Source organism: Snodgrassella sp. B3882, assembly GCF_026535915.1.
Taxonomy (GTDB): Bacteria; Pseudomonadota; Gammaproteobacteria; order Burkholderiales; family Neisseriaceae; genus Snodgrassella.
This window is the reverse complement of the sequence record NZ_JAFNPF010000001.1, coordinates 1001545-1026568: the sequence shown is the minus strand read 5'-3', so window position 1 is coordinate 1026568 and position 25024 is coordinate 1001545. Positions and strand designations below refer to the sequence as shown.

The 25024-nt window shown below is 40.2% G+C and carries 23 protein-coding genes and 1 tRNA gene; 12 read left to right on the top strand and 12 right to left on the bottom strand.

What is annotated here, in order from left to right:
* Positions 1-28 precede the first annotated feature (28 nt).
* Positions 29-1024, bottom strand: a complete 996-nt coding sequence (hemH, locus tag J3U68_RS04420) for a ferrochelatase (RefSeq protein ID WP_267375087.1) — start codon at positions 1022-1024, stop codon at positions 29-31.
* 44 nt (positions 1025-1068) lie between these two features.
* Positions 1069-1374: a hypothetical protein gene (locus tag J3U68_RS04415; RefSeq protein WP_267375085.1), complete on the bottom strand. Its 306-nt coding sequence runs from the start codon at positions 1372-1374 to the stop codon at positions 1069-1071.
* Positions 1375-1942: 568 nt separating this feature from the next.
* Here J3U68_RS04415 and J3U68_RS04410 point away from each other — a divergent pair.
* Both J3U68_RS04410 and J3U68_RS04405 read left to right on the top strand, forming a co-directional pair.
* A complete protein-coding gene (locus J3U68_RS04410) occupies positions 1943-3541 on the top strand; it encodes an inorganic phosphate transporter (RefSeq protein WP_416384628.1) in 1599 nt (532 codons plus the stop codon).
* Positions 3542-3817: 276 nt separating this feature from the next.
* Positions 3818-4813: a bile acid:sodium symporter family protein gene (locus tag J3U68_RS04405; protein ID WP_267375083.1), complete on the top strand. Its 996-nt coding sequence runs from the start codon at positions 3818-3820 to the stop codon at positions 4811-4813.
* A 443-nt stretch (positions 4814-5256) separates the two neighbouring features.
* Here the strand turns inward: J3U68_RS04405 and J3U68_RS04400 are convergent.
* Both J3U68_RS04400 and J3U68_RS04395 read right to left on the bottom strand, forming a co-directional pair.
* Positions 5257-5332: transfer RNA gene (locus J3U68_RS04400), tRNA-Thr, on the bottom strand.
* 206 nt (positions 5333-5538) lie between these two features.
* A complete protein-coding gene (locus J3U68_RS04395) occupies positions 5539-6588 on the bottom strand; it encodes a hypothetical protein (protein ID WP_267375081.1) in 1050 nt (349 codons plus the stop codon).
* A gap of 72 nt (positions 6589-6660) precedes the next feature.
* On the opposite strand from J3U68_RS04395, the gene J3U68_RS04390 reads away from it, so the two are divergent.
* Positions 6661-6912 (top strand): NGO1151 family protein, encoded by a 252-nt coding sequence (locus J3U68_RS04390; protein WP_267375079.1) that lies wholly within the window; start codon positions 6661-6663, stop codon positions 6910-6912.
* A gap of 57 nt (positions 6913-6969) precedes the next feature.
* Here the strand turns inward: J3U68_RS04390 and J3U68_RS04385 are convergent, their stop codons facing one another.
* Positions 6970-8622: an electron transfer flavoprotein-ubiquinone oxidoreductase gene (locus tag J3U68_RS04385; protein WP_267375077.1), complete on the bottom strand. Its 1653-nt coding sequence runs from the start codon at positions 8620-8622 to the stop codon at positions 6970-6972.
* 944 nt (positions 8623-9566) lie between these two features.
* On the opposite strand from J3U68_RS04385, the gene J3U68_RS04380 reads away from it, so the two are divergent.
* Positions 9567-9830 (top strand): hypothetical protein, encoded by a 264-nt coding sequence (locus J3U68_RS04380; RefSeq protein WP_267375075.1) that lies wholly within the window; start codon positions 9567-9569, stop codon positions 9828-9830.
* Positions 9831-9991: 161 nt separating this feature from the next.
* Here J3U68_RS04380 and J3U68_RS04375 read toward each other — a convergent pair whose 3' ends face one another.
* The 7 genes from J3U68_RS04375 to gshA all read right to left on the bottom strand — a co-directional run bounded on the left by J3U68_RS04375 (position 9992) and on the right by gshA (position 16551).
* Positions 9992-10543 (bottom strand): hypothetical protein, encoded by a 552-nt coding sequence (locus J3U68_RS04375; protein ID WP_267375073.1) that lies wholly within the window; start codon positions 10541-10543, stop codon positions 9992-9994.
* Positions 10543-11196 carry a DUF484 family protein gene (locus J3U68_RS04370; RefSeq protein WP_267375071.1) on the bottom strand — a complete coding sequence of 218 codons (654 nt, stop codon included), beginning with the start codon at positions 11194-11196 and terminating at the stop codon, positions 10543-10545. Before J3U68_RS04370 ends, J3U68_RS04375 begins: the two co-directional genes overlap by 1 nt.
* On the bottom strand, positions 11196-12050 hold the full coding sequence (gene dapF / locus J3U68_RS04365; RefSeq protein WP_267375069.1) for a diaminopimelate epimerase: 855 nt from the start codon (positions 12048-12050) through the stop codon (positions 11196-11198). Before dapF ends, J3U68_RS04370 begins: the two co-directional genes overlap by 1 nt.
* A gap of 583 nt (positions 12051-12633) precedes the next feature.
* Positions 12634-13035: a diacylglycerol kinase gene (locus J3U68_RS04360; protein ID WP_267375067.1), complete on the bottom strand. Its 402-nt coding sequence runs from the start codon at positions 13033-13035 to the stop codon at positions 12634-12636.
* A 56-nt stretch (positions 13036-13091) separates the two neighbouring features.
* Positions 13092-14039, bottom strand: coding sequence for a glutathione synthase (gene gshB / locus J3U68_RS04355; protein WP_267375065.1), 948 nt, complete (start codon positions 14037-14039; stop codon positions 13092-13094).
* 62 nt (positions 14040-14101) lie between these two features.
* Entirely contained in the window at positions 14102-15112 is a 1011-nt protein-coding gene (trpS, locus tag J3U68_RS04350; RefSeq protein WP_267375063.1) for a tryptophan--tRNA ligase, read from the bottom strand.
* 86 nt (positions 15113-15198) lie between these two features.
* Positions 15199-16551, bottom strand: coding sequence for a glutamate--cysteine ligase (gene gshA / locus J3U68_RS04345; RefSeq protein WP_267375061.1), 1353 nt, complete (start codon positions 16549-16551; stop codon positions 15199-15201).
* 256 nt (positions 16552-16807) lie between these two features.
* Here gshA and leuC point away from each other — a divergent pair, with 256 nt between their 5' ends.
* The 8 genes from leuC to J3U68_RS04305 all read left to right on the top strand — a co-directional run bounded on the left by leuC (position 16808) and on the right by J3U68_RS04305 (position 25007).
* Positions 16808-18220 carry a 3-isopropylmalate dehydratase large subunit gene (gene leuC, locus J3U68_RS04340; protein WP_267375059.1) on the top strand — a complete coding sequence of 471 codons (1413 nt, stop codon included), beginning with the start codon at positions 16808-16810 and terminating at the stop codon, positions 18218-18220.
* Between the two features lie 89 nt (positions 18221-18309).
* Positions 18310-18432 (top strand): entericidin A/B family lipoprotein, encoded by a 123-nt coding sequence (locus J3U68_RS04335; RefSeq protein WP_267375057.1) that lies wholly within the window; start codon positions 18310-18312, stop codon positions 18430-18432.
* A gap of 18 nt (positions 18433-18450) precedes the next feature.
* Entirely contained in the window at positions 18451-18591 is a 141-nt protein-coding gene (locus J3U68_RS04330; RefSeq protein ID WP_267375055.1) for an entericidin A/B family lipoprotein, read from the top strand.
* A gap of 60 nt (positions 18592-18651) precedes the next feature.
* Complete coding sequence (leuD, locus tag J3U68_RS04325) at positions 18652-19293, top strand: 3-isopropylmalate dehydratase small subunit (RefSeq protein ID WP_267375053.1); 642 nt, start codon at positions 18652-18654, stop codon at positions 19291-19293.
* A 1067-nt stretch (positions 19294-20360) separates the two neighbouring features.
* Complete coding sequence (leuB, locus tag J3U68_RS04320; protein ID WP_267375051.1) at positions 20361-21431, top strand: 3-isopropylmalate dehydrogenase; 1071 nt, start codon at positions 20361-20363, stop codon at positions 21429-21431.
* 104 nt (positions 21432-21535) lie between these two features.
* On the top strand, positions 21536-22846 hold the full coding sequence (locus tag J3U68_RS04315) for a paraquat-inducible protein A (protein ID WP_267375049.1): 1311 nt from the start codon (positions 21536-21538) through the stop codon (positions 22844-22846).
* Positions 22843-24480 carry an intermembrane transport protein PqiB gene (gene pqiB, locus J3U68_RS04310; protein ID WP_267375047.1) on the top strand — a complete coding sequence of 546 codons (1638 nt, stop codon included), beginning with the start codon at positions 22843-22845 and terminating at the stop codon, positions 24478-24480. The genes J3U68_RS04315 and pqiB overlap by 4 nt, the downstream gene beginning before the upstream one ends.
* A complete protein-coding gene (locus J3U68_RS04305) occupies positions 24480-25007 on the top strand; it encodes a PqiC family protein (protein WP_267375044.1) in 528 nt (175 codons plus the stop codon). Before pqiB ends, J3U68_RS04305 begins: the two co-directional genes overlap by 1 nt.
* Positions 25008-25024: the final 17 nt, after the last annotated feature.

The window sequence follows — 25024 nt, the reverse complement described above, 5'->3', positions numbered from 1 at the left end:
TTGCTTAACAAATATTGTGATCGTCATATCACCACTGTTTTTTTAACACTGAGAAAAGAACTTCAACCCATTCTTTAGTGGCATCCATGCATGGAATATAGTTAAATAATTCGCCCCCATGCGCCAAAAAATCAGCTCGCCCACGAATGTTGATTTCCTCTAAGGTTTCGAGGCAATCAGTGACAAATCCCGGACAAATGACATCTACTTTAGTCACGCCGGCTTGCGGTAACTGAACGAATAAATCCTGTGTGTTCGGCCCCACCCAAGGTGCATAGCCGAATCGACTTTGGAAAGCCAATTGATATTCATTTTTTGTCAAGTTTAACTCTTCCGCCAGTAATTGCACCGTTGCTTGACATTGGCGCACGTAATCATCCCCTGCTGTATGATGTGCCAGAGGAATACCATGAAAGCTAAATAATAAACGCTGACCTCGTTCGTGCTCCTGCCAAAAATGACGTATATGCCGAGCCATTAGTTTTATATATGCTGGGTCGGCAAAAAAACTAGGAATACTTTGCACAGCCATTTGTGTTCTTTGTTGCAGCAAAACGCGCCATACTTGATCTAATGCCGCGCCACTACTGGAGGCAGCATATTGGGGATATAACGGGAGGACCACTAATTTGCTCACTCCCGCTTCTTTCATTTGCTGTATTACGCTGCTTACGCTGGGTTCGCCATATGTCATGGCAAATTTGGTGACGATGTCATGGGGCAATTGTTGTGCTAAAGCAGTTGTTAGAGCCTGTGTTTCAGTCAGCAAAGGGGAACCATTTTCCTGCCATATGCTGCGATATGCTTGAGCACTTTTACCACTTCGAATAGGCAGAATGACCCCCCTGAGAATCAACTGCCATAACCAACGCGGGAGTTCTATGACTCTTTGATCCGACAAAAATTCGCGCAAAAATGGTCTAACAGCTGCTGCTGTTGGCGCTGCAGGTGTTCCAAGATTAATTAATAACACACCGGTCAAAGTAGGTGATGTTTGAGGTTCTGGATAAAACCATTTAGACATTTTTTATCTCTTAAATTGTGTTTTATACATGCAGTTACATTTGTTCAGTCTAATCTATAACTGATCGCTTTGCTCATATTTTGAATCAACTGAATATAATTTTTAAGCAGATTTTTTCCAATTGGCATCAGGCGATGACGATCAATTGCTAAATTTTCGATGCAGATATTGGCTGCAACTTTTTCACAAAAAAATGATTGCAGCGATTTTAACGGGTTGGAACAAGCATTTAAGCCTCTTTTTAGCAGGTACATATATGGATGAAACAGGTTAAGATTCAGGCTATAAACAACTAATTTAAAACCGAAGTTGTTTATGTATTGCCTATTTTTAAATGGGTTTGCTGGCATATTTGACTACATGATTTGCGGGTAGATAAAATTTTAAACTAAATATGGTGTAGGAGATGACCCACATTGATAATGCTTAAGATTGAGCTTAAATGCATTTAAATTCAAATCTTTGCGTGGTTTTAAATTTGAATTGTGTCTTATTTGAAGTTTAAGCTCACGCTTTTAAGCTGATTTTTCCAGTTGTGAAATTCCGACTTAATCTCTTTTAACCCGTCTGTAAACTCTTTAATCCCCATTCAGAATCAGTGGCATAATTTTAAGGACAAATTTGAAACAGTCTCAGGTCAATGCTGCACTAAAACTATTTTCATGGTATAAACTAAACTGATTGGGTGTTTGATGTTTGTTAGTTCGACTTTTTCACTGCTCATGGCTGGGGAATATAAATAATTTGACAAAAACATTTCGAATTTTAAATATTTTCTTACCGTTAAGAGTAGATTTATTAACACAATTTACTCCCGATCATATAAAAATCTTTATAATGTCGAAAATTTCGCAGCACTGTGGTCAGCGTGTATTGTCTACATGTGCTTTATCATCTTTTTCCATTTGTTAAAACATTATGGCATCTGAGACATCTTCTTTGCGTTCTCCTCTGCTCATGCGGGTGAATTACGCCTTTGCAGCCTTATTAATTGGCACGATTGCTTACTTTATTTATTGGGGACTGGGTTATACCAATCATCACTCCCCTTTGGTGTTTATTATTGCAACGCTTTTTGGTGCATTTATGGCGTTCAATATTGGTGGCAATGATGTAGCCAATTCTTTTGGTACCAGTGTAGGTGCCGGAACTTTAACGATTCCCCAAGCTTTGGGAATTGCGGCCGTATTTGAAGTTTCTGGTGCTGTCATCGCGGGTGGAGAGGTGACGAAAACCATTCGGCATGGGATTATCGATCTTGGCGTAATGAATCTATCTCCTTCGCAATGTATCAATGTAATGCTGGCAGCCTTATTGGCGGCAGCCATCTGGTTGTTAATTGCTTCTAAAAAAGGTTTACCAGTTTCGACTACTCATTCACTCATTGGTGGATTAGTTGGCTCAGGTTTGTGCTTAGGCTTTATTGTCACCGGTAATAACAGCGCGTTTAATTTGGTTCAATGGGATAAGATGGGAGAAATTGGTTTGTCATGGATTGTGTCACCTTTACTGGGTGGGGCACTGTCGTTCATTATGTTTGGACAAATCAAAAAGCGGGTACTGGATTACAACGAGCGAATGAATATTGCGCTTAAAGAAATCAAACAGGAAAAAAAAGCTTATAAGGAAAGACATAAAGCTTGGTTTGAAAGCTTGAATGAAGCAGACAAAATCAGTGTCTCTTCTGCGATTGCTCGGGATGCCGAAATTTATAATGATCCTGACTATAGTGTCGAAGATTTAGAGTCTGAATTTTATCGTGGCCTAGTCGATATTGAAAAACGCAAAAGCAGTATAGATACTTTTAAAGCACTGCATAATTGGGTTCCTCTGATTTCAGCATGTGGCAGTATGATGATTGTTGCTATGCTGCTATTTAAAGGATTGACCAATTTACATCTGGGATTTTCAGCAGTGACTAATTTTATGTTGATTATCATGATCGGCGCTTTGGTGTGGATGGCTACTTTTATTTATGCCAAAACTTTGAAACGCAAGGATCTGAGCAAATCTACATTTCTTATGTTTAGCTGGATGCAGGTATTTACTGCTGCCGGATTTGCTTTCAGTCATGGAGCCAATGATATCTCAAATGCAGTTGGTCCTTTTGCTGCCATAATGGATATTATTCGTAGCGGCAGTATTGGAATTGATTCTAATGCACAAATTCCTGCTCCGGTCATGGTCACATTTGGTGTTGCCCTAATTGTAGGATTGTGGTTTATTGGTAAAGAAGTGATTCAGACGGTGGGAACGAATTTAGCTAAAATGCACCCTGCTTCTGGATTTACCGCTGAGCTTTCTTCTGCAACGATTGTGATGTTTGCTACTTTAATGGGCTTACCCGTATCTAGCACACATATTTTGGTGGGTGCAGTATTAGGTATCGGATTAGTTAATCGGAATGCCAACTGGAAATTAATGAAGCCAATTGTATTGGCCTGGGTGATTACTTTACCTTCTGCCGCTATTTTATCGACGCTGACTTTCCTGGGATTAAATTGTATATTTAGGTAGAAATTAAGCGGCGAAAGATTTTTCTTTAGCCGCTTGTTTTTTATGGTTATACACTCGCAGCTATCTAAGTTAGAAGGTCAATTTTCACGGCAGTATTGTCTTTTGGGCAATCACTGCTCTCTAACTGGGAGATGAAGCAGATATCAATGACCGTTGCACCATTGATCTGATGTTCCGTTTAATTTTTAGGTTGCTTGAACAGTAAAAACTTTGGCTATGTTGTTGGGTTTAAACCTTGACCTGCCCTTTTTTCATAGCCAGAAACTGTTAATTATCATGACTATTTCAAATTTACTAAAAAAATTTTATATCGATCCATTTTTATTGGCTATGTTAGCGGTTGTCGGCACCGCAACGATTTTACCTTGTCAGGGTAATGCCAAGACCTTTTTTAGCTATCTGACTACGGGTGCCATCGCTTTGCTATTTTTTATGCATGGAGCTAAGTTATCACGTAAGGCCATTGGAGAAGGAATCAAACACTGGCGATTGCATTTGCTGGTATTTTGCAGCACATTCATTTTGTTTCCACTAATTGGATTAAGTTTGCAGTTTTTCACGCCAACATGGATTCGTCCGGAGCTCTATGTTGGTTTTTTATATTTGTGCACTTTACCTGCAACAGTTCAATCAGCCATAGCTTTCACCTCGGTTGCCGGCGGTAATGTAGCTGCTGCTGTTTGCAGCGCCTCCGCCTCCAGCATACTTGGGGTATTTTTATCACCAGTATTAGTGGGTTTACTGATGCCAACCAATGGTCAACATGTCGATACCACTGGTGCTATTGTATCAATTCTGCTGCAACTGATGCTACCGTTTGTATTGGGACACTTATCTCGTCCTCTTTTAGCTGGATGGATCTATAAGCATAAAGTATGGATCAATCGTACTGACCGCTCCTCTATTTTATTGGTCGTTTATGTCGCCTTTAGTGACGCTATTGTGGAAGGTTTATGGCATAAAATGAACTTAGGCTCGATTGGGGTAATTGTTATCGTGAGCCTGATTATTCTGTTTGTGGTGATTGCCATTAATACTTTTGCCGCGCGTGCACTTGGTTTTAATAAAGCGGATGAAATCACGATTGTATTCTGTGGATCCAAAAAAAGTCTTGCTAATGGTGTTCCTATGGCCAATGTACTTTTTCCGGCTAATACTGTTGGAATACTGATCCTGCCGTTGATGATTTTCCATCAATTGCAAATTATGGTTTGTGCTGTTCTGGCTCAAAGATATGCTCGGCAAGGGAAAGCCTCTGAACAATTATCATAAATTAAGGTGCATAAATTCTGCTGTTGAAGTTCAGATATATTTTATGAGACACATTAAAGGGCAATGCTTGTACATCAATATCTGCTCAGCAAATAACTTTTCGGCTAATTATTTAGGTGCATCTGAACTTAATAGTTAGTCGATTTTCAGAATTTTCTGAATTGCATTTAATCAAAATAGTGTTGAATTTAAAAATGGCATATTATTTAAATATATCAATAAATTATATTTAGATTTTGTTCATTGCTATACTTGCATGATGCATTTTTCATTTTAATAATGAGATAGTTAGATTTACTTTAGAACAGATCTAGGTATTGGTTGGTATATCGCTCTATACCCAATCTTAGTTTTAAATATCATGAACTGTATTCTACTATTTCAACCAATATTAAACGGGCTAATTGAATATTAGCTATAGTTTGAATAGGCAAAAAACCAGATGGTGCCAGTAATAGGAATCGAACCTACGACCTTCGCGTTACGAGTGCGCTGCTCTACCTACTGAGCTATACTGGCACAAACTACAAATATTACTGCAATATAATACAAAATTTTTTCCACTCACACCATTTATACAAAAAAGTTTAATTGGCAAAATAGGTTGATTGCCGATTAGCTAATTAAAGCTGATGTGAACATCAATACCCCCGAATATCGTTTAATTCAAAGCGCATTCGATTAGGTGGTCATCTATATTGATGTTACACATCAACCATTTAATCTTATCGCTGATTCTTTTTAATTTTATTCATAACTTGAGTTAGGTTGTGTTTTAACACTTCTTCTACAGCCGTGGGCACTTCTGCCAATAATTCACGCTGTAAGGTTGTCACCAAACCCGCGGTATGTCGTTGTACAGCCACCCGAACCATTCCTGCTAACACATCGGCCAGATGCGGGCGCAGTTTTTCACTCAGCTGCTGTAACAGTTCTTGCTCAGATATGCATGCAACACCACGATTAGCGATTCCTCTTGGTTCAATGACATGCATATGAACGTGTATTGCTGGTTGGTTTATTGTATCTTGCACTGCATTAACTTCATCAGCTTGATTCACATCTGCCGTTACATGGTTTTCTTCTACAATGCTGGATTGATTCCCTTGCAAACTGATGGTGCAGCATGTTGGTGTATTGATATCTACGGCACTTTGTAAACAATTTTGCGCTGCCAGCCAATCTTCTTGGATAAGTAGAGCTGTATCATTCAAAACAGACTCTTGTTCTTTCACTTCCAATGTGTGTTTTTGCTGCCATTGTTGTAGATAGGTGCGATAGGCGCGTTCTCGCTGTACTGGATCCAGCAAAACTTCATTCGTCTGTTGAGACTGAAGTGAAAAGGATTGCTGTGTTGTCTGAGTAGTCTTCGCGGATGAACGAGCAGTTCTAGTTTTATGTGCTTCAGCTGGAATGGCTCGTTTACTCTGTTCTTGCTCGAATGGTTTGTTCATACGAGTAGAAACAGCTGGCTGACTTTGGCGGACTGTCTGATTGGGAGCATGCACTTGCGCGGTGGTTTCCACCCTTTTTTTTAGCTGGCGCATTTGTTCCAATGTTCGCTCCCATGCAGGGGTTGCTTCCTGATGTTGTGCAGGCGATGCGAGACGTTCAGCCTTTTTTGATGAATATGGTGGTTTGGTATTACTCTCTTCATCTAAAGTAAAAACAAATTGATTGCGATTTTCGTGTCGGTTTTTCACCATGCTCTCACTTTTAGTTAAATCAAAACTAAATGAAAAGGCTGCACTGAATTTCTGTGCTCCTGTTTGCATTTATTATAGCAACATTTAAACAATAAAATGCTAAACTCACATTTAATTTATTCGTGTAAAAGGAATGTAGATATGACTTCATCTGATCAGCGTATAGAATTTCTAGAGGAGCAACAGGAAGCTTTATTGATGCAAAATAAGGTTTTGGCAACTGCCCTAAAAGGCTTGTTACGCGCGCTTCCTGCTGATATTGCTGAATTGGCAACTGAATCAATTCGCTTAGCATTTGATCATGAAGTTGCCCAAATGGAATATGAAGAGAATCCTCAAGTGGAACTTTTTCACGACGCCACTTACGCTTTTTTTCACGAAAGAGAACATTAATTAACGCTTATTTAATGATATTTAGGGTTAATTAATGATTGGTAATTGCATGACCCGTTACATTTCGGCGTAATTGGGTCCGCTGCCACCTTCAGAACATGTCCAAGTAATGTTTTGGGTGGGATCTTTAATATCACAGGTTTTACATTGAACACAATTCTGCGCATTGATTTGTAAATGTGGTTTTCCGCCCTCTTCTACAATTTCGTATACCCCCGCCGGACAATACCGTGTTTCCGGACTAGCATACTCATGATAATTGATATCTATGGCTACTTCAGGCTTGTTGAGTTTTAAATGTACCGGCTGATTTTCATCGTAGCTGATCGCAGCTAAATATACAGATGACATTCGGTCAAAAGTTAATTTGCCATCAGGTTTTGGATAAACAATAGGTTTGCATTGCTGAGCTTTTTTTAAAGAACCGTGATCGGTGCCATGATGGTGTAAAGTCCATGGTGCTTTACCACGAAAAAGATATTCTTCTAATGCTCCATATCCTAATCCACCCAATAGCCCCCATTTGAAAGCAGGACGCAGATTTCGAACCTTATGTAGTTCTGCATGCAGCCAACTTTGTCTAAACAAGCTGGAATAATTCACTGCTTCGCTGTTGGTGGCTTCGTTTATTTGTGAACCAATGACCTCCATTACCGCCTCGGCAGCCAGCATGCCTGATTTCATGGAGGTATGAATGCCTTTAATTCGAGGAACATTCAGAAAGCCGGCGCTATCTCCTACCAACACACCTCCTGGGAAAGAAAGTTTCGGCAAGCTTTGTAACCCGCCCTCACTCAAGGCGCGAGCGCCATAGGCAATGCACTGCCCCCCTTCTAAGGTGCGACGAATTGCAGGGTGTGTTTTAAAACGTTGTAATTCTTCGTATGGAGATAAATACGGATTCTGATAATCCAACCCAATTACCATTCCCACGGCCACTTTATTATCATTGAGGTGATACATAAAAGAACCACCGTAGGTTTTCTGATCTAATGGCCAACCAATCGAGTGCATTACCCTACCTGGTTTAGATTTTGCTGGATCAATGGACCATAACTCTTTGATACCAATTCCGTAGGTCTGCGGCTGACAATTATGGGTTAAGTCAAATTTCTGCAATAATGTTTTGGTTAACGAGCCACGGCATCCTTCTGCGAAAATGGTTTGCCGAGCCAATAACTCCATTCCTTGCTGATAATTGGCACCGTGCTGTCCATTTTTTTCAACACCCATATCACCAGTAGCAATACCACGTACCGAGCCATCCGCATGATATAACACTTCTGTAGCGGCAAATCCTGGATAAATTTCAACACCTAGATCTTCAGCCTGTTGTGCCAACCAGCGGCAAAACACACCAAGACTAATAATATAATTTCCTTTATTGCGAAATGTTGATGGCGTGGGAAGACGAAAAGCTTGTTTTTTAGTTAGAAAAAGTAATTTATCTTCCTCTACCGGACAATGTAACGGTGCATTTTTATTCGCCCAATCGCTAATAAGTTCGGTCAATGTACAAGGATCAAGGACTGCTCCAGATAAGATATGGGCTCCAACTTCTGAAGCCTTCTCAATGATACAGACACTTAGATCACGCTGTTGAGTAATGGCTAGTTGTTTTAAACGAATGGCCGCACTTAGTCCAGAAGGTCCTGCACCGACAATTACTACATCATAGTGCATACTCTCACGTTCAGAGTTTTGAGTCATGGTCTGTATCCAAAAATATTATTCTGTGAAATCTGTAATGAACGATCTTTTTTTCTGCCGATAGATCTGACGCAATTGTAAGAAAGACTCGTTTTAATTCAGTAATTATACTACGCTTCAATCTTCACATAGACCGCAAAATAGAGCTGAATGTTTCTCAAGCTAATATTTAATATTTTTTTATTCAATCGATCAATCAAATTAACAAATAGGGTTGTATCAATGAAGTCTTGGGAAACATTTTTCTTAATCACAGAGAGATCACACCGTTATCTGCGCTGAATTTCAAATCTTTTAACATGGCACAAAAATATAACTCAAGATGATCTCTTTAAAAAAATGGCTGCTTTGTTTTATTTGAAGAGGAATATAGAATTTGAGCTAAATAACAGCGATGATTTTGCTATTCGGCAATAAAGTCGCTTATATAATCAACTAAACCATTTGAGGATATATATTTTTATAAAACAAATAATTATATTTTATTATCTTCGCCATCATGTTTGAATCTAGGTGAAATATCATGATTTCATGATCCAAATTTGATACAGCAATAACCAATTTGTTGCAAAAAAACAACTTTTACAACTTTTGGTGTGAAATTTTGCAACAGTGTTTTTTCTCTTTCAATAATTGGCACATTTTATCTTTTAATAATCTATTTCAATCATTTATACATACTTTTATAAGAATTATGTATATTATTGATGACGTTGCGACACCCTAATGTCAGTTTAAGCTAGATGTAAAAAATGATTTATCCGGGTCTTTGATAAGTAAAAATACAACATTGCCTCATTGCAATACTTTGCAACCCAAGGCATAATTCGATTTGCACAAGTTTTGCACACTCCCTGTACGTTTTTTTACGCGCAGCATGGAGAACAAAACTGGACTTCCGTCATTAAAGTAATACTTTTTGATACAGATTAAGGTACATAATCATGAAAAAATCTTTATTAGCTGCTGCTGCCCTGATGTCTTTGTTCTTGGCTGCTTGTAATAATGAGAAACCATCTGCACCAGCTGCTTCTGCAGCAGCTTCTGAAGCTTCTGCACCAGCTGCTTCTGCTACAACTACTCCAGTTGAAGCTTCTACTCCAGCAGCTTCTACTCCAGTTGAAGCTTCTGCAACTACTACTACTGTTACAGCTTCTGAAACTACCATCACTACTGAAACAGCTCCAGCATCTGCTGCTTCACACTAAGCATAAGCTAATTAAAAAAGCCGAACGAATGTTCGGCTTTTTTTGTTTTGGGATATCTGGCGATAATTTAATATAGTTATATGTCCTAAATCAATAAATCTGTGCTAGACACTTTCCTGGTTAAAAAATCTTTTAACTTAAATCTACTCTTAGTATGCAAATCATACTTTACCTAATAAACTTAAATAGACAAAGAAAAACTGCCAAAGCATTGTCAGTAAAACTAACTCCTGTGAAGTAAGCGGACGTTTTATTGTTTGCTGATTTTGATGTAATACCCACATTAAAATCCATTGACTACCAATCCAGAATATAGGTTGCCATAAAATTATTTTTATCAGATAAAAAATAATAGATGAATAATTAGGCATCCATTGTCCTAAACAGGAAATCAATACCATCCAAATAATCAATGACAAATACTGTAATCGCCCACTGTCTATAAGATTTGACAAATAGGATGACTGCGCATTTAATATTTTCTTATTACCATAGAATAATGCAGCTAAAAAAATATAAACAGGGATCAGATAAAGATTGGTGGGTTTAAATAGGCCAGATAATCCTGGTAAAAACATATTGCCCAGCACTGAAATGATCAGCCAACACAGGCTACTTAGCCATAACCAGCCCGCAAGATGATATTTCAAGCACTGGCTGATAAATACAAATGCATATAGAACAATAATACTATGAGTTAACAAATTTGCCATCAATCCGCCAATTTCAACAAGCGAGCCAGAATTATGGCTAAACTTTCACCCATTATCGTTATCCACTCAGTGGACTGTTCCGGTTGAAAATGTGCGTCATTTTCATGCCCAATAATGAGAACCGCAATGGTTTTATCATGCCACCGTATTGGCAATTGTAAAAAGCTTTCAAGCCGAGGTTGATCAGCAAATTGACGCATCAATGCAACTACAGGCAATGCCCCGCATAATGGTTTGGTCAATTTAGCCGCCGCAGCTTTAACTTCTGCATCAGCTATTATCTCGGCAGGAACAGAGCAGTTTTCCGGTATGTTCGTCACAATACGCACGACATGATGGGGCAAGGAAAAATCATCTCTCAGCCCATTTGTGATCGCATCCAACCATTGAGATATATCTTCAACAGCCAGTAAGCGCTGATGAAAACGCATAAATTTCATCATTAAATCTCGGTTGGTTTCAGCATCCGCCAATATTTGCACTAGCTGATCGGCCATTTTTTCTGTTTTGCGCTTGAGTGCCAGCATACTTCCTTTTTGAAAGGATAAAATTTTGCTTTCTGAAGGACGCAAACCAAATTCCGCCGCATGTTGGCATAACCAATCAGGTTGTGCTTGTAAAAAAGCCAACACATCTTGTTCAGTCATTTTCATTAGTAATTGATCTCCCCATCAAATACGGTTTGTACCGGACCTGTCATCATTACGTGGGCATCAGGACGCTGTTGCCACGAGATGGATAGCTGACCACCCGGTAAGTCAACTTTCACAGGTTTATCATCAGCCAGTAAACCTAAACTGATTCCGGCAACTACTGCGGCACAGGCACCGGTACCACAGGCCTGCGTTTCACCTACTCCACGCTCAAAAACGCGCAAGTAAATGTGACTAGGCGGTAACACCTGCATAAACCCAACGTTAACGCGCTGGGGAAATTGGGCATGTGTTTCGATCAGGGCACCTAAACGATGCACCGGTGCCTGATTGATATCTTGCACCAACATGACAGCATGTGGGTTGCCCATATTCACGCAAGTAACACTAACTGATTCAACCCCCACCACAAGTTGGTGAGTGATACGCTCTGCATCTTTAGCATCAATCGCTGCATAAGGAATTTGCTCGGAGGCAAATAGTGGTATGCCCATATCAACAGTAACAGAACCATCATTATTCAGGCATGGAACAATCAATCCCCCTGCGGTCTCTACGACAATCTGATGCTTTTTAGTTAAACCTTTATCATAGACAAATCGCGCAAAACATCGGGCACCATTTCCGCATTGTTCCACTTCAGAACCATCTGCATTGAAGATACGATAACGAAAATCCGCCTTTGGAGTTTGAGCAGATTCAATTAACAATAATTGATCAAATCCAATGCCAGTATGACGCTGTGACCAAGCACAGATGGGTGCTTCATGTGGATTAAAGTTCTGATTAATCCCATCTATAACCATGAAATCATTACCCAAGCCATGCATTTTGGTAAATTTCAGTCTATTCATGCGAAATCGTTCCTTAACAAAGCGGCAGGCAGATATGATACCGGTTAAATGTAATAACGTTAAGTATATTAGACGTGATGGTAGCCATTTTTATTCATCTAAAACTTTATTTTGAACATTTGGTGCCATATTTGAAGCTAAATTGGGTAACTATTTAAAAAATGTTGCGAGTTTTAGAGTAAATCGAGTTATTTTATATTGTGTTGATTAGCTCAATGATGAGCAAATGTTTTTCAATGTTTGCCTTCTCTTTAAAGAATGCTGCAACGGTATGATTAGTTGAAATTTTAAGTTGAAAGCTTTTAATCAAATTGATCTTTATGCTTATCTATTACTTTGATAATTTAATATGAATTTTGCAACAAAATTAGAGCGATGGTTGAATAGCATTTTGTCATAATAACAATAAATAATTTTATTTGAGTTAGCAAAGTTAACCAGCCTGTGATCAAAGCTTGAGCTCTTTTTCCTCAGTTTAGGGTATGTAAGACGCTGTTGGATAATCATTATTGAAATAATGAATGGTTATTATCTATAAGCAAGTTAATGATTTGCACTGCAAATGGCGTGCATGAATTCAATATCAATGTAAAAATTGCTGCCAAAGAGCCATTACCCATAAAATAATGATTAATACGATGGCAACAAGCTGTGCAGATGAACCTGTATCTTTAGCTCGTTTTGCAAGCGGATGTCGTTCTAATGAAGTATGATCAACCGCCGCTTCAATTGCAGTATTAAATAATTCTACGATCAGACTAATAAAACTTGCCATCACTAATATCATGCGCACGCTAGTGCTAAAAGGCAAAACAAAGATTAATACCATTAAAATGGTATGAAAGATGAGTAATTGCCGAATTGAGCACTCTGAATAAGCGGCTTTTAATCCATCTATAGAATATTTTAAAGATTGGAAGATATGAGCTAAGCCCTTTGTCGCTGGCTTATTCGGTTGCTGTGAAAGATTTTCTTTTGGTTGCATCTGTTTCTACCCAAGGTCAATAACAATCATTTAAAGATGATGAGAGCACATTTTGATCAAGCATTAGCGATGGCATCTACAAAAAGAGCGGCAACATCACAATCAGTTTGCTGGGTGATTTCCTGAAAACCGGTTGGACTAGTCACATTTATTTCAGTCAAATAATCGCCAATAACGTCCAGACCTGCCAGCATAATGCCTCGCTTAATCAATTCTGGAGCAATGGTTTGGGCAATTAGACGATCACGTTCAGTTAAAGCTTGAGCTACTCCTTTGCCTCCAGCGGCTAGATTTCCTCTGGTTTCACCACTTTGAGGTATTCTGGCCAGTGCATAAGGCACCACTTCACCATTAATCACCAAAATTCGTTTATCACCCTGGGTAATTTCGGGTATGTAGCGTTGTGCCATAATAGTGCGGTTATCCATCTGCATCAACATTTCCAGAATACTGCCTATATTGGGATCCTGCTTTGTTAAGCGAAAAATGCCCATCCCCCCCATGCCGTCAAGCGGTTTAATGATAATATCCTGATGCTGATTCAGAAAGGTGCGGATATCTGCTGCACGGGTAGTCACCATAGTAGGACTGATCAGATCAGCGAAGTTCAAAATAGCCAATTTTTCATTGAAATCGCGCATTGCCTGACCGCTGTTATACACGCGTGCACCCTGTTTTTCCGCCAGAGTGAGCAAATGAGTAGCATATAAATACTGCATGTTAAACGGTGGATCAGTCCGCATAATGACTGCATCAAAAGTATTGAGACACAATTGCTGTGCTGAGGATAACTGAAACCATTGATGATCATGAGCATCTTTAGCACCTGTAAAGGTAAATGGACATATATCGGCCATCACGTTGCCTGCTTCTACACGTAACTGTCCAGCCAAAGTGTGATGCAATTTCCAGCCGCGATGAGCCATTTCCCGCATCATGGCATATGTGGTGTCTTTATATGTTTTAAACTCAGATAAGGGATCTGCAATAAATAATATATTCATAATGGTTATCCTCGCATCCAGCACATGTTTGTTTTGCTGCCGGCTGTTTAACCGGCAGGTTTTTATTTCAACGGACGTATACCCACCGCTTCGCGCACTTGAGCCAACAGCGGTTGCGCCTGACTGCGTGCTTTTTCTGCCCCAGCCTGCAATATGTCTTCGATAATGGCTGGCTGTGCGGTTAATTCGGCAAAACGCTCACGTTTGTCTGCCAACTCAAGATTAATTTTTGCTGCCAGCATTTTTTTAGCTTCACCCCACGCCAGCCCTTCCGCCAACATTTGCGTAAATTCGGCAGTCTCTTCTTGACTAGCAAAAGCCTTATAAATGTCAAACAATGGGCTTTCGTTGGGTTGTTTTGGCTCGCCAGGTTCTTTTAGGTTGGTCACTATTTTGTTGACAGCCTTTTGCAATTTTTTTTCGGTCTCAAAGAGCGGAATGGTATTTCCATAACTCTTGCTCATTTTGCGGCCATCTAAACCTAGTAAGGTTTCTACCTGTTCATCAACTTGGGCCTCAGGCAAGGTAAATAGAGGTTTATATCGATGATTAAATCTTCCGGCAATGTCGCGAGCCATTTCTAAGTGCTGGATTTGATCTCGCCCAACGGGCACTTTATCTGCATTGAACAAAAGAATATCTGCCGTCATCAACATGGGATAGCAAAATAATCCCATTTCTACACCATGATCAGGATCTTCTTGCCCTTTTTCAGCATTATCCTGCACTGCTGCTTTATAAGCATGAGCACGATTCATCAATCCTTTTGCAGTATTACATGTCAAAATCCAGTTTAATTCCATCACTTCTGGCACATCTGACTGACGATAGAAGGTTGTTCTTTCAGGATCTAGTCCACACGCCAGCCATGTAGCGGCAACGGCTTGCGTGGAAGCATGAACTTTGTCTGGCTCATGACATTTTATTAAAGCATGATAATCGGATAGAAACAGAAACGATTCTACCTCTGGATTCAAACTGGCCTGGATGGCTGGACGAATGGCACCTACATAATTACCTAAATGAGGCACACCACTCGGTGTGACACCGGTTAAAACACGTAATTTTTTCATTGCTAGTATATTTTTTCGTATTAATTTGAAATCGAGTGAGCTAAAGCTCGCTTAACATTTGAATGGTTGATACAAAATGAAATTAATTAATCTGGCATATTTTCCAGCTCAATCGCAGCCGCTAACAGTGATAATCTAGCCAATACACCATAAACATATAAACGAATATTTTCACAGTCATTTGCCTGATTGGCATTATCTGCAACGGTAATGCCCAGATTTTCCCACTGTTCAAAGACACGTTTACTCTTAACCTCTTCACCGACAATATCACTATTAACAGAAGCGATATTCTGTTGTAAAGGAATAAAATGCATTCCGACGGCATTTAGGTTTTCATCGGGACCTCTGTCCTCATGAACTCGATAAAATCCACCAATAACAAAACGGTCCATCATGTATACAACTGGCTCAGCCACCGCATTATGCAATGTTTCATAGGTATAAATACCTTCTTGAACAATCACTTCTGTCACCGCTAGCCCTTCTTTAATCTTGGCCATTTTGTTGCGTTTTTTGCGGTTTAAACCTCGTACATCATCTGCGGAATGGACCGTCATGACCCCCATACCATAGGTACCGGCATCCGCTTTCACAATTACAAATGGACGATCTGTTATGCCCATTTGATCATATTTTTGCTGTATGCGCTGCAATACTCTTTCTACCGCCTCAGCCAGATGGTTTTCTCCTTCATGGGTACTGAAATCCATTCCGCTACACACTTCATAAAACGGATTGATGGTCCATTCATCAATATCGATTAAATGGGCAAATTCTGCAGCCACTTGATTATAGGCGTGAAAATGGGTACTTTTACGCCGTGTCGTCCAGCCAGCTTTTAACGGGGGTAACAATGCCTGCTCTAGGTTGTGTAATATGTCCGGCACACCTCCAGATAAATCATTATTTAATAAAATCAAACAGGGATTAAAACCATCGGCCAAATAAAGGCGATTACCCTGACGCTGAACCGGTTCAAGGGTGATATGATCGCCATTTGCGGTGGTAAAAACTGTTGATTCAGTGATATCTGGATTAATGGTTCCGATGCGCACTTGCATACCTGCGTGGCGCAAAATACAGAATAAAGCATAGACATTCTGTAAATAAAAAGTATTGCGGGTGTGATTTTCGGGAATAAGTAAAACGGAGTGAGCCTCAGGGCAAGCACGTTCAACTGCGTCTATTGCTGCAATAGATGCCAATGGCAAAAAATTCGGGTTCAGATTGTTAAATCCCCCCGGAAAAAGATTCATATCTATACTGGCAAGCTTGTAACCACTATTACGAATATCGACCGATCCGTAAAAAGGAGCACGATGTTTTCGCCATTGCGCACGAAACCAAGCTTCAATCTGAGCTTGCTTAGCTAAAATCGTACGTTCAAAATTGAGCAGCTGCGAATGATGTGCTGCGTCTATCACTGATAAACTCATATTTCGATCCTCTCTACATGCAGTGTGAACATTTTCTAGCACACCGTTTGGTTATTATAACAATAAATAAAATACTCGCAGCGAGCTAAACCATTTACGCCAACTAAGTTGAATTTTAGACATTTAGTCTAAAATTGCACCAAAAAATACACCATAACGGATATTTTGATAAATTTTTAGACAAAATTCTTGTCAAGTTTTATTAAGCGTATTAAGATGCAACCCATATAATTACCAAAAAAAAGCCATAACTACAATGAAAACACAAACTCTTTACGATAAACTGTGGAATAGCCATATTGTCCAAGAACAGGCAGATGGAACAGTTCTTCTTTACATTGATCGTCATTTGGTGCATGAAGTAACCAGTCCACAGGCGTTTGAAGGTCTGAAGCTCGCACACAGACCGCTGTGGCGGCAGCAAAGTATTGTTGCCACTGCTGATCATAACACCCCAACAGACCATTGGGAAAAAGGTATTACTGAACCCATTTCCAAGCTGCAGGTGGATACGCTAGATCAAAATATACATGATTTCGGCGTGCAGACTTATTACCCCTTTAAAAACATCAATCAGGGTATTGTTCATGTTGTCGGTCCTGAACAGGGAGCGACCCTACCCGGCATGACGGTGGTCTGTGGCGATTCACACACTTCCACACACGGAGCTTTTGGTGCATTGGCTCACGGCATTGGTACATCTGAAGTGGAACATGTCATGGCTACTCAGTGTATTACTGCAAAAAAATCCAAAACCATGCTGATCGAAATTGACGGAACACTCAAGAGTGGCATCAGTGCTAAAGACATGGCATTGTATATCATTGGCAAAATTGGTACCGCAGGTGGCACAGGTTATGCTATTGAATTTGCAGGCTCTGCCGTCAGAGATTTGTCAATGGAAGGACGTATGACCTTGTGTAATATGGCGATTGAAGCAGGCGCTCGTTCTGGATTAGTGGCTGTAGATAACAAAACCATCGACTATATAAAAGAACGTCACTTAGCTCCCAAAGGAGAAGCATGGGATCAAGCTGTTGCTTACTGGCGGACATTGGTTTCTGATGACGGTGCCCATTTTGATCAGTTCATTCATTTGCTTGCTGATGATATCGCGCCACAAGTAACTTGGGGGACGTCTCCGGAAATGGTTTCCGCTATAACCAATACCGTACCTGATCCGGCAGATGAGAAAGATCCGGTGAAACGTGAAGGAATGGAGCGGGCATTGAAATATATGGGCTTAACCGCTGGTATTCCTTTAACCGATATTCCTGTTGATGTGGTTTTCATCGGCTCCTGCACTAACGGTCGAATTGAAGATTTACGCAATGCAGCCGAAGTCGCTAAGGGACAGCACAAAGCCAGCAATGTTAAACGAGTTTTGGTAGTACCCGGTTCTGGTCTGGTAAAAAAACAGGCCGAAGAAGAAGGATTGGATAAAATATTTATTGATGCAGGATTTGAATGGCGCGAACCTGGCTGTTCGATGTGTTTGGCGATGAACGCGGATAGATTGCAACCACATGAACGGTGTGCTTCAACTTCAAACCGTAATTTTGAAGGTCGTCAGGGAAATAATGGACGCACTCATTTGGTTAGTCCAGCGATGGCAGCCGCTGCGGCAATTAATGGACATTTTGCTGATATACGACAGTTAAAAGGTTAACAACTTGCAGAATTAGACCAGCACGTGCATGATAAGGATGTAGTTCTGATTGATTTAATTAAACTTTTATCTTTATAAAGGAGTTTCGCATGAAAAAAATGTTGTTGGTCACTGCAATAATTATGACTGTATTAACTGGTTGCCACACTATTCATGGTGTTGGGCAAGATGTTAAGGCTGGTGGCGAACATCTTTCAAACGCAGCACATTAATCAAACGAGGAAAACATCATGAAAAAATTAATTTTATTAAGTCTTGCTATTGTTGGCTTTCTGGCCGGTTGTCACACTGTTTCTGGTGTAGGCCGTGATATTTCTGCTGGAGGACAAGCAATCAGTAATTCTTCAGACGCCGTACGCTCCGACATGTAATATTACGCAAGCCCTTCTGGGGCTTGCACTTGAATCAATCTTAACTACAAAATTATAAATATGAAATCTTTTACTACTTTAACTGCTTTGGTGGCTCCTTTAGACCGTGCCAATGTTGATACTGATGCCATCATTCCTAAACAGTTTTTGAAATCAATTAAACGAAGTGGCTTCGGCCCTAATGCATTTGATGAGTGGCGCTATTTGGATCATGGTGAACCGGGTATGGACAACAGTAAGCGCCCGTTGAACCCTGACTTTGTGCTCAATCAAGCGCGCTATCAGGGCGCCAATATCTTGTTGACACGCAAAAATTTTGGTTGCGGCTCCAGTCGTGAACATGCTCCATGGGCACTCGAAGATTATGGATTTAGGGTGATTCTGGCTCCTTCTTTTGCGGATATCTTTTTTAATAACTGTTTTAAAAATGGATTACTACCGTTTGTTTTACCTGAAAATACCATTGATCAATTATTTCAGGAAGTGTTTGCCAATGAGGGTTACCAGCTTAGCATTGATTTAGCCCAACAAAGCGTGACAACCCCTGACGGCACAACTTATCACTTTGATATCACTGAACATCGCAAACATTGTTTGTTGAATGGTTTAGATGAAATTGGTTTGACTCTACAACATGCGGATGCGATCAAAGCTTATGAGGTCAAACATCGTCAGCAACAGCCATGGCTATATCAGAGTTGAGCTATTGAGTCAGGATTAATCTGCGCGCTGCTGTTTACCTTTATATAGTTAGTTAGAATTGACAACTGGTTTGGCAATTAATTCACAAAGTGATTCAACCGGTAGACAGCAGAAAAATAAAACAACGCAAAAATAAGTTAAGTATGTAAAACCAATACCGCATCTATTTCATAAAATTGCTGCCCATTGTGGAAAATTAGACATAGATGACTCATGGATCGTGTTTTTGATCCATAGAATGATCTAATTCATTCACAAGGTGTAGACATATTTGAAATAAAAATTTGCTGTTTGATTACATCGGAACTTTGTAGAGGTTAATGCCTGACGCTTGGCTCTTAGCCATGACCGCCCCTTTTAGGGTTCGTAACATGGCAGATGTATCAAAGTTTTGAAGATCATTCTGAAGGGATGCGCGGTTATAAACCTAACGAGGCAATCAGAGTATGTAGATAGCTGGATGTGATTACGGCAGTTGCTCCATATTCACTATCGAGAAACTTGTTATAGATTGATCTACTGCTTCAAGCTTTGCAGGACTAAAGCTGTTAGCAGGCAAACCGATAAAAAAATGGACAAATTTATATATAAAGGTTGTCATTAATAAGTGATGACAGCTAGTTTTGGTAAATGTAAAGTATGGAGATTTGACGAGATCTATTCATTGAAGAATTCATACTTGTTGATGATAGCGAACATTAAACAAAAGTCATGCATAAAGGGATGTTTAAATATTTAATTCTGAAAAACTACAACTATAGTTGAAGTTAAAAATTTATCTAGAAATACAAATAAATGAATACGCTTGCAAATGATTTAGCGATAAAACCAGCAGAATAAATAAATTTTGTTGCTATGGTAAATGATTTTATTGAAAAATATCAGTTTAAAAACACTTAACCCATAATCGGGTAAAAAATCTGAAATGACTGTCTTTAGATGGTGTAGTTAGAAAATTATTTATTTGTATTGTGAGATAATTAGAATTGCATATAGAATCTTGAATTCAATTATTCACTTCACCTCCAGCAATCTGCTGGCAATAACTCAACCAGATGGAAACAAACATGAGCAAACACATAGCTATTTTACCGGGAGACGGAATCGGACCAGAAATTGTGGCTCAGGCTGTCCGCATACTTGATCAACTCATCACTGATGGTTTAGACATTGAATATCAGTATGCACCATTAGGTGGGGCGGCTTATGATGAATATCATCACCCATATCCCCCTTATACGCAGAAAATCTGTCAAAACGCAGATGCCATCTTACTTGGTGCAGTAGGAGGACCACAATACGATAAATTAGAACGCTCATTACGACCTGAACGTGGTTTGCTCGCCATTCGTAAAGATCTTAATTTGTTTGGCAATTTACGCCCTGCAATTCTTTATCCAGAACTAGCCAATGCCTCAACCCTAAAACCTGAAATTGTTTCCGGTCTGGATATTCTCATTGTGCGGGAACTCACTGGCGACATCTATTTTGGTGAGCCACGCGGTATCCACACCTTGCCTGATGGTGAACGGGAAGGTTTCAATACCATGCGTTACAAAGAAAGTGAAATTAGACGCATTGGTAAAATCGCGTTTGAAGCAGCACAAAAACGCAATAAAAAACTGTGTTCAGTGGATAAAGCCAACGTTCTGGAAACCACTGAATTATGGCGTGAAATCATGACTGAAATGAATCAGGATTATCCAGATGTGACCTTAACCCACATGTATGTAGACAATGCAGCCATGCAATTAGTCAAAGCACCCAAACAGTTTGATGTCATCGTTACCGGTAATATTTTCGGGGATATTCTTTCTGATCAAGCCTCTATGCTGACCGGTTCAATAGGCATGCTTCCATCAGCCTCTTTAAATGAAACCGGCAAAGGCATGTATGAACCATCGCATGGATCTGCTCCCGATATTGCTGGTCAAAATATAGCCAATCCTCTGGCAACCATTCTTTCTCTCGCCATGATGTTAAGATATAGCTTAAATAATGAACAAGCGGCTCAGCGTATAGAGCAGGCTGTTGGTAAAGTATTGGCTCAAGGCTTACGCACCCAAGATATCTATGAAGAAGGCTGCCAGCGAGTTAGTTGTAGCCAAATGGGTGATGCAGTATTAGCAGCGTTATAAGTGCATTGCCATAAAGCATTATTTTACGTATATTCATAACTTAACAGCTAATCGCTGTTAAGTTATTTTTTACAGAATGGCTAAATATTGCGGATTTCACCACCTTGAACCATCAAACAAGCATAGCAGCACAACCAGCATTGGAAAACATACCGACAGGCAGCATCCCGCAACATCATGTAGGCTGTCCTAGATGTGGCTTGTCTTTATCGATCCCGACTATTGTTCCTGGGGATCAGGCTCAATGTCCTCGCTGCCATCAGCATTTAGTGCGAGTGGAAAAATACCCACTTGATACACCCATGGCCTATGCCAGTGCTTCCTTGATGATTATGATTATCGTGTATAGTCAGTTATACATGATTGTAGATATGTTTACCTTACATGTAGATCTAACACTACCCTACATGTTAAGTTCACTGGCACAGCAGGACTATTCATTTCTGGCCGAAGTGATGTTTTTATTGACATTCGGCTCCCCGCTGCTGTTTCTTCTATTATGCTTGTATGTCTATATCGGTCTGTATTATCAACAAGTGTTACCCGGTATGCTGTATGCCACCCGAACCTTAGTGCGCTTGCGTCACTGGATCATGGTGGACGTATTTTTTATCGCCACTCTGGTGGCCTACATCAAAATCATCGGTATGGCTCAGATCCATTTCGGCCTAGCGTTTTGGTTGATGATGGTGCTGGCCATATTACTCATTCGTACCTCACAAGGCGTGCCAGAACATTGGATTTTTTATCAGATTCAAACCTTGACCGGTAACGATCCCACACTCATTAAACATAGTGAACACACCGTCAGTTGTAATTATTGCTTATTTGAGCAACCAGCCACTCAAAACATCTGTGGGGTATGCGGCTCATTTCTAAGCAGACGAAAACCACTCAGCCTGCGTATTAGCATGGCATTTTTACTGAGTGCCATCATCCTGTATATCCCTGCAAACCTATTGCCCATGATGATTACTCGTTCGCCAAATTCAAATTTGGCCAGTACCATTCTGGACGGCATTGAATACATGTGGAAAGATGGCGATATCTTGATTGCCATTGTCATATTTAGTGCCAGTATGGCTATACCCATATTAAAAATTATCTCCATGTTAGTATTATTATATTCGGCTGCTTACAAACCTTTAATGTCTCCAGCCAAATTGACCATACTTTATCGCATAACGGAATCTATCGGGCGCTGGTCTATGATTGACATCTTTGTCGTGATTATTTTGATGTCCGTATTTACTTCCCCGTTAGCGAAAGTGACTCCTGGAGCCGCCACAGTTTATTTTTGTGGCGTGGTCATCCTGACCATGGTTTCCGCATTAAGTTTTGATTCACGTTTACTTTGGGATGAAGCGAAAAAAACTCATCATCCTTATCGCCGCAGAAAAAGGCACCAACTATGACCCAATCTGAAGATACTCAACAGCAAACCACCGCCACGGTCAAGCACGCACCGCCTTTTAATGTTTTAGTTTGGATCATTCCTGCTTTAGCATTATTAACTGGAGCATGGCTACTATTCCAACATATTCGCAATACCGGTCCAGAAATTACCTTGTACCTAAATGATGCAGACGGCATTGAAATCAACTCCACAACCATCAAAGTATTAAATGTAACCGTTGGCAAAGTGACTGCAATCAACATCAGTCCGGATGAAAAAGGGGTGCAGATTAAAGCCAAAATGAGTGCAGATGTAAAAAGCATGCTGCGTGAAGACACTCAATTTTGGATTGTCAAACCACGTATTGATCAAAGTGGTATTACTGGGCTGAACACCTTGGTTTCTGGATCTTATATCGCTTTTACTCCGGGTCACAGCAAAGAAAAGGCCGATTCATTTAAAGTACTTGATTTACCGCCGGTGTCTGCCATTTCACAAAGTGGTCTGCGATTACGCCTGAAAGGTTACAGCGATAAATTGCTTACCCCAGGCAGTCCAGTACTTTATGGAGACATGGCCGCAGGTCAGATCGAAAAAGCCTATTTTGATCCAAAAGATCATAGTGTGCACTATCAAATATTCGTCAACGCACCTTATGACAGCCTTATCAACGATAAAGTCAAATTTTGGTTACAAACCGGCATCCAAATCAAAGCATCCGGTGGTGGAGTACACATAGACTCTGCGCCCTTGCCTGCCTTACTTTCTGGTGCCATATCTTTTAAAACAACTGAAAACGGTACGGGCAAACCTATTGCAAAAGATGCTGAAATGCCTCTATACCGCAGCGAGCAAGAACTGGATAATCTTCCCTCTAAACGAGCGCTTTATTATGTTATCTTCTTCAAACAATCCATTCGTGGCTTAAAAGTTGGTGCTCCAGTAGAGTTTCAAGGGTTAAATATAGGATCTGTTGCCGACGTTCCCTATTTCGCCCAAAATGACAGCCATCAACTGTTGCAACATGGCTGGATTCCGGTTCGCATCCGTATTGAACCTGCCCGTATGGAAATTAATGCTTCCGAACAGGATAATAAAATTTGGCAACAAAAAATCCAGCAAGCCATGCATAACGGCATGTTTGCTTCTCTAGAAAAAGATAACTTACTCACTGGAAATCAGTTTATTCTTCTGTCAACCAATCAGTCGTCTACAGCAATAGTCAGACCGGCAGAGGTTTATCAGGGCTATAGCGTTATTGGAAGCACCAATAATGGCTTAGATCTGCTGCAAAATCAGCTTTCTGCATTGTTGACCAAATTAAATAAACTGCCGATCGAACGATCCTTGCAGCAATTAGATGGCACCATGATCCAGTTGAAAAATACCTTGGCCAGTGCGGATCGATTGCTAAAACAAAATCAGACTCAACAAATTCCAGCACAACTGAATGCCACCCTACGCGAGCTGCGTACTACCCTACAGGGAGTGTCCAGCACATCTCCGTTATATGGCGATATTCAGCAAACATTACACAGTATCGACAGAACTTTAAAAGATGCTCAGCCAACTTTGAAAACCCTTAAACAGCAACCTAATGCCTTAATTTTCAATCGACGCGGGCAAGACCCAGAACCACAAGGAGCCCAATAATGAAAATCTTGTTATCGCTCATCTGTGCCTGCACACTGACCTTAGCCGGCTGTGCTGGCACACCTGTAACCTATTACCAGCTACCTAATAGTCATTACCAGCTACCAAGCGGTTATTACCGTACACCGGTACATATTAAAGTGGTTTTAACTGATAGCCTCAACCAAGGAAATTTGGTTTATCAGGATAGCCCGACTACCCTACATTTCGCCCAAAATCATCTTTGGGCTGACGATTTAGATCAGGAAATCACCCACATATTGGCCAACGAGCTAAATAAATATAGTCAACACTTCTCATTCATGCCCCAAAGCAACAGTAAACATACCCTTACTGTGTATATATCAGCCTTCCAAGGCAGTTATGATGGTCATATTCACATCAAAGGCTACAGCATGTGGGATGGTAGTAAAGAAAAAGGACAAAATTTCAATATTCGTTTGTCCCAACAGGGAAATGGCTACAGTAATATGGTCAAAGCATTGACCAAAGGATTAGAACAAGTAGCTATAACCATTGCCCCATAATCAAGATCAAACATATA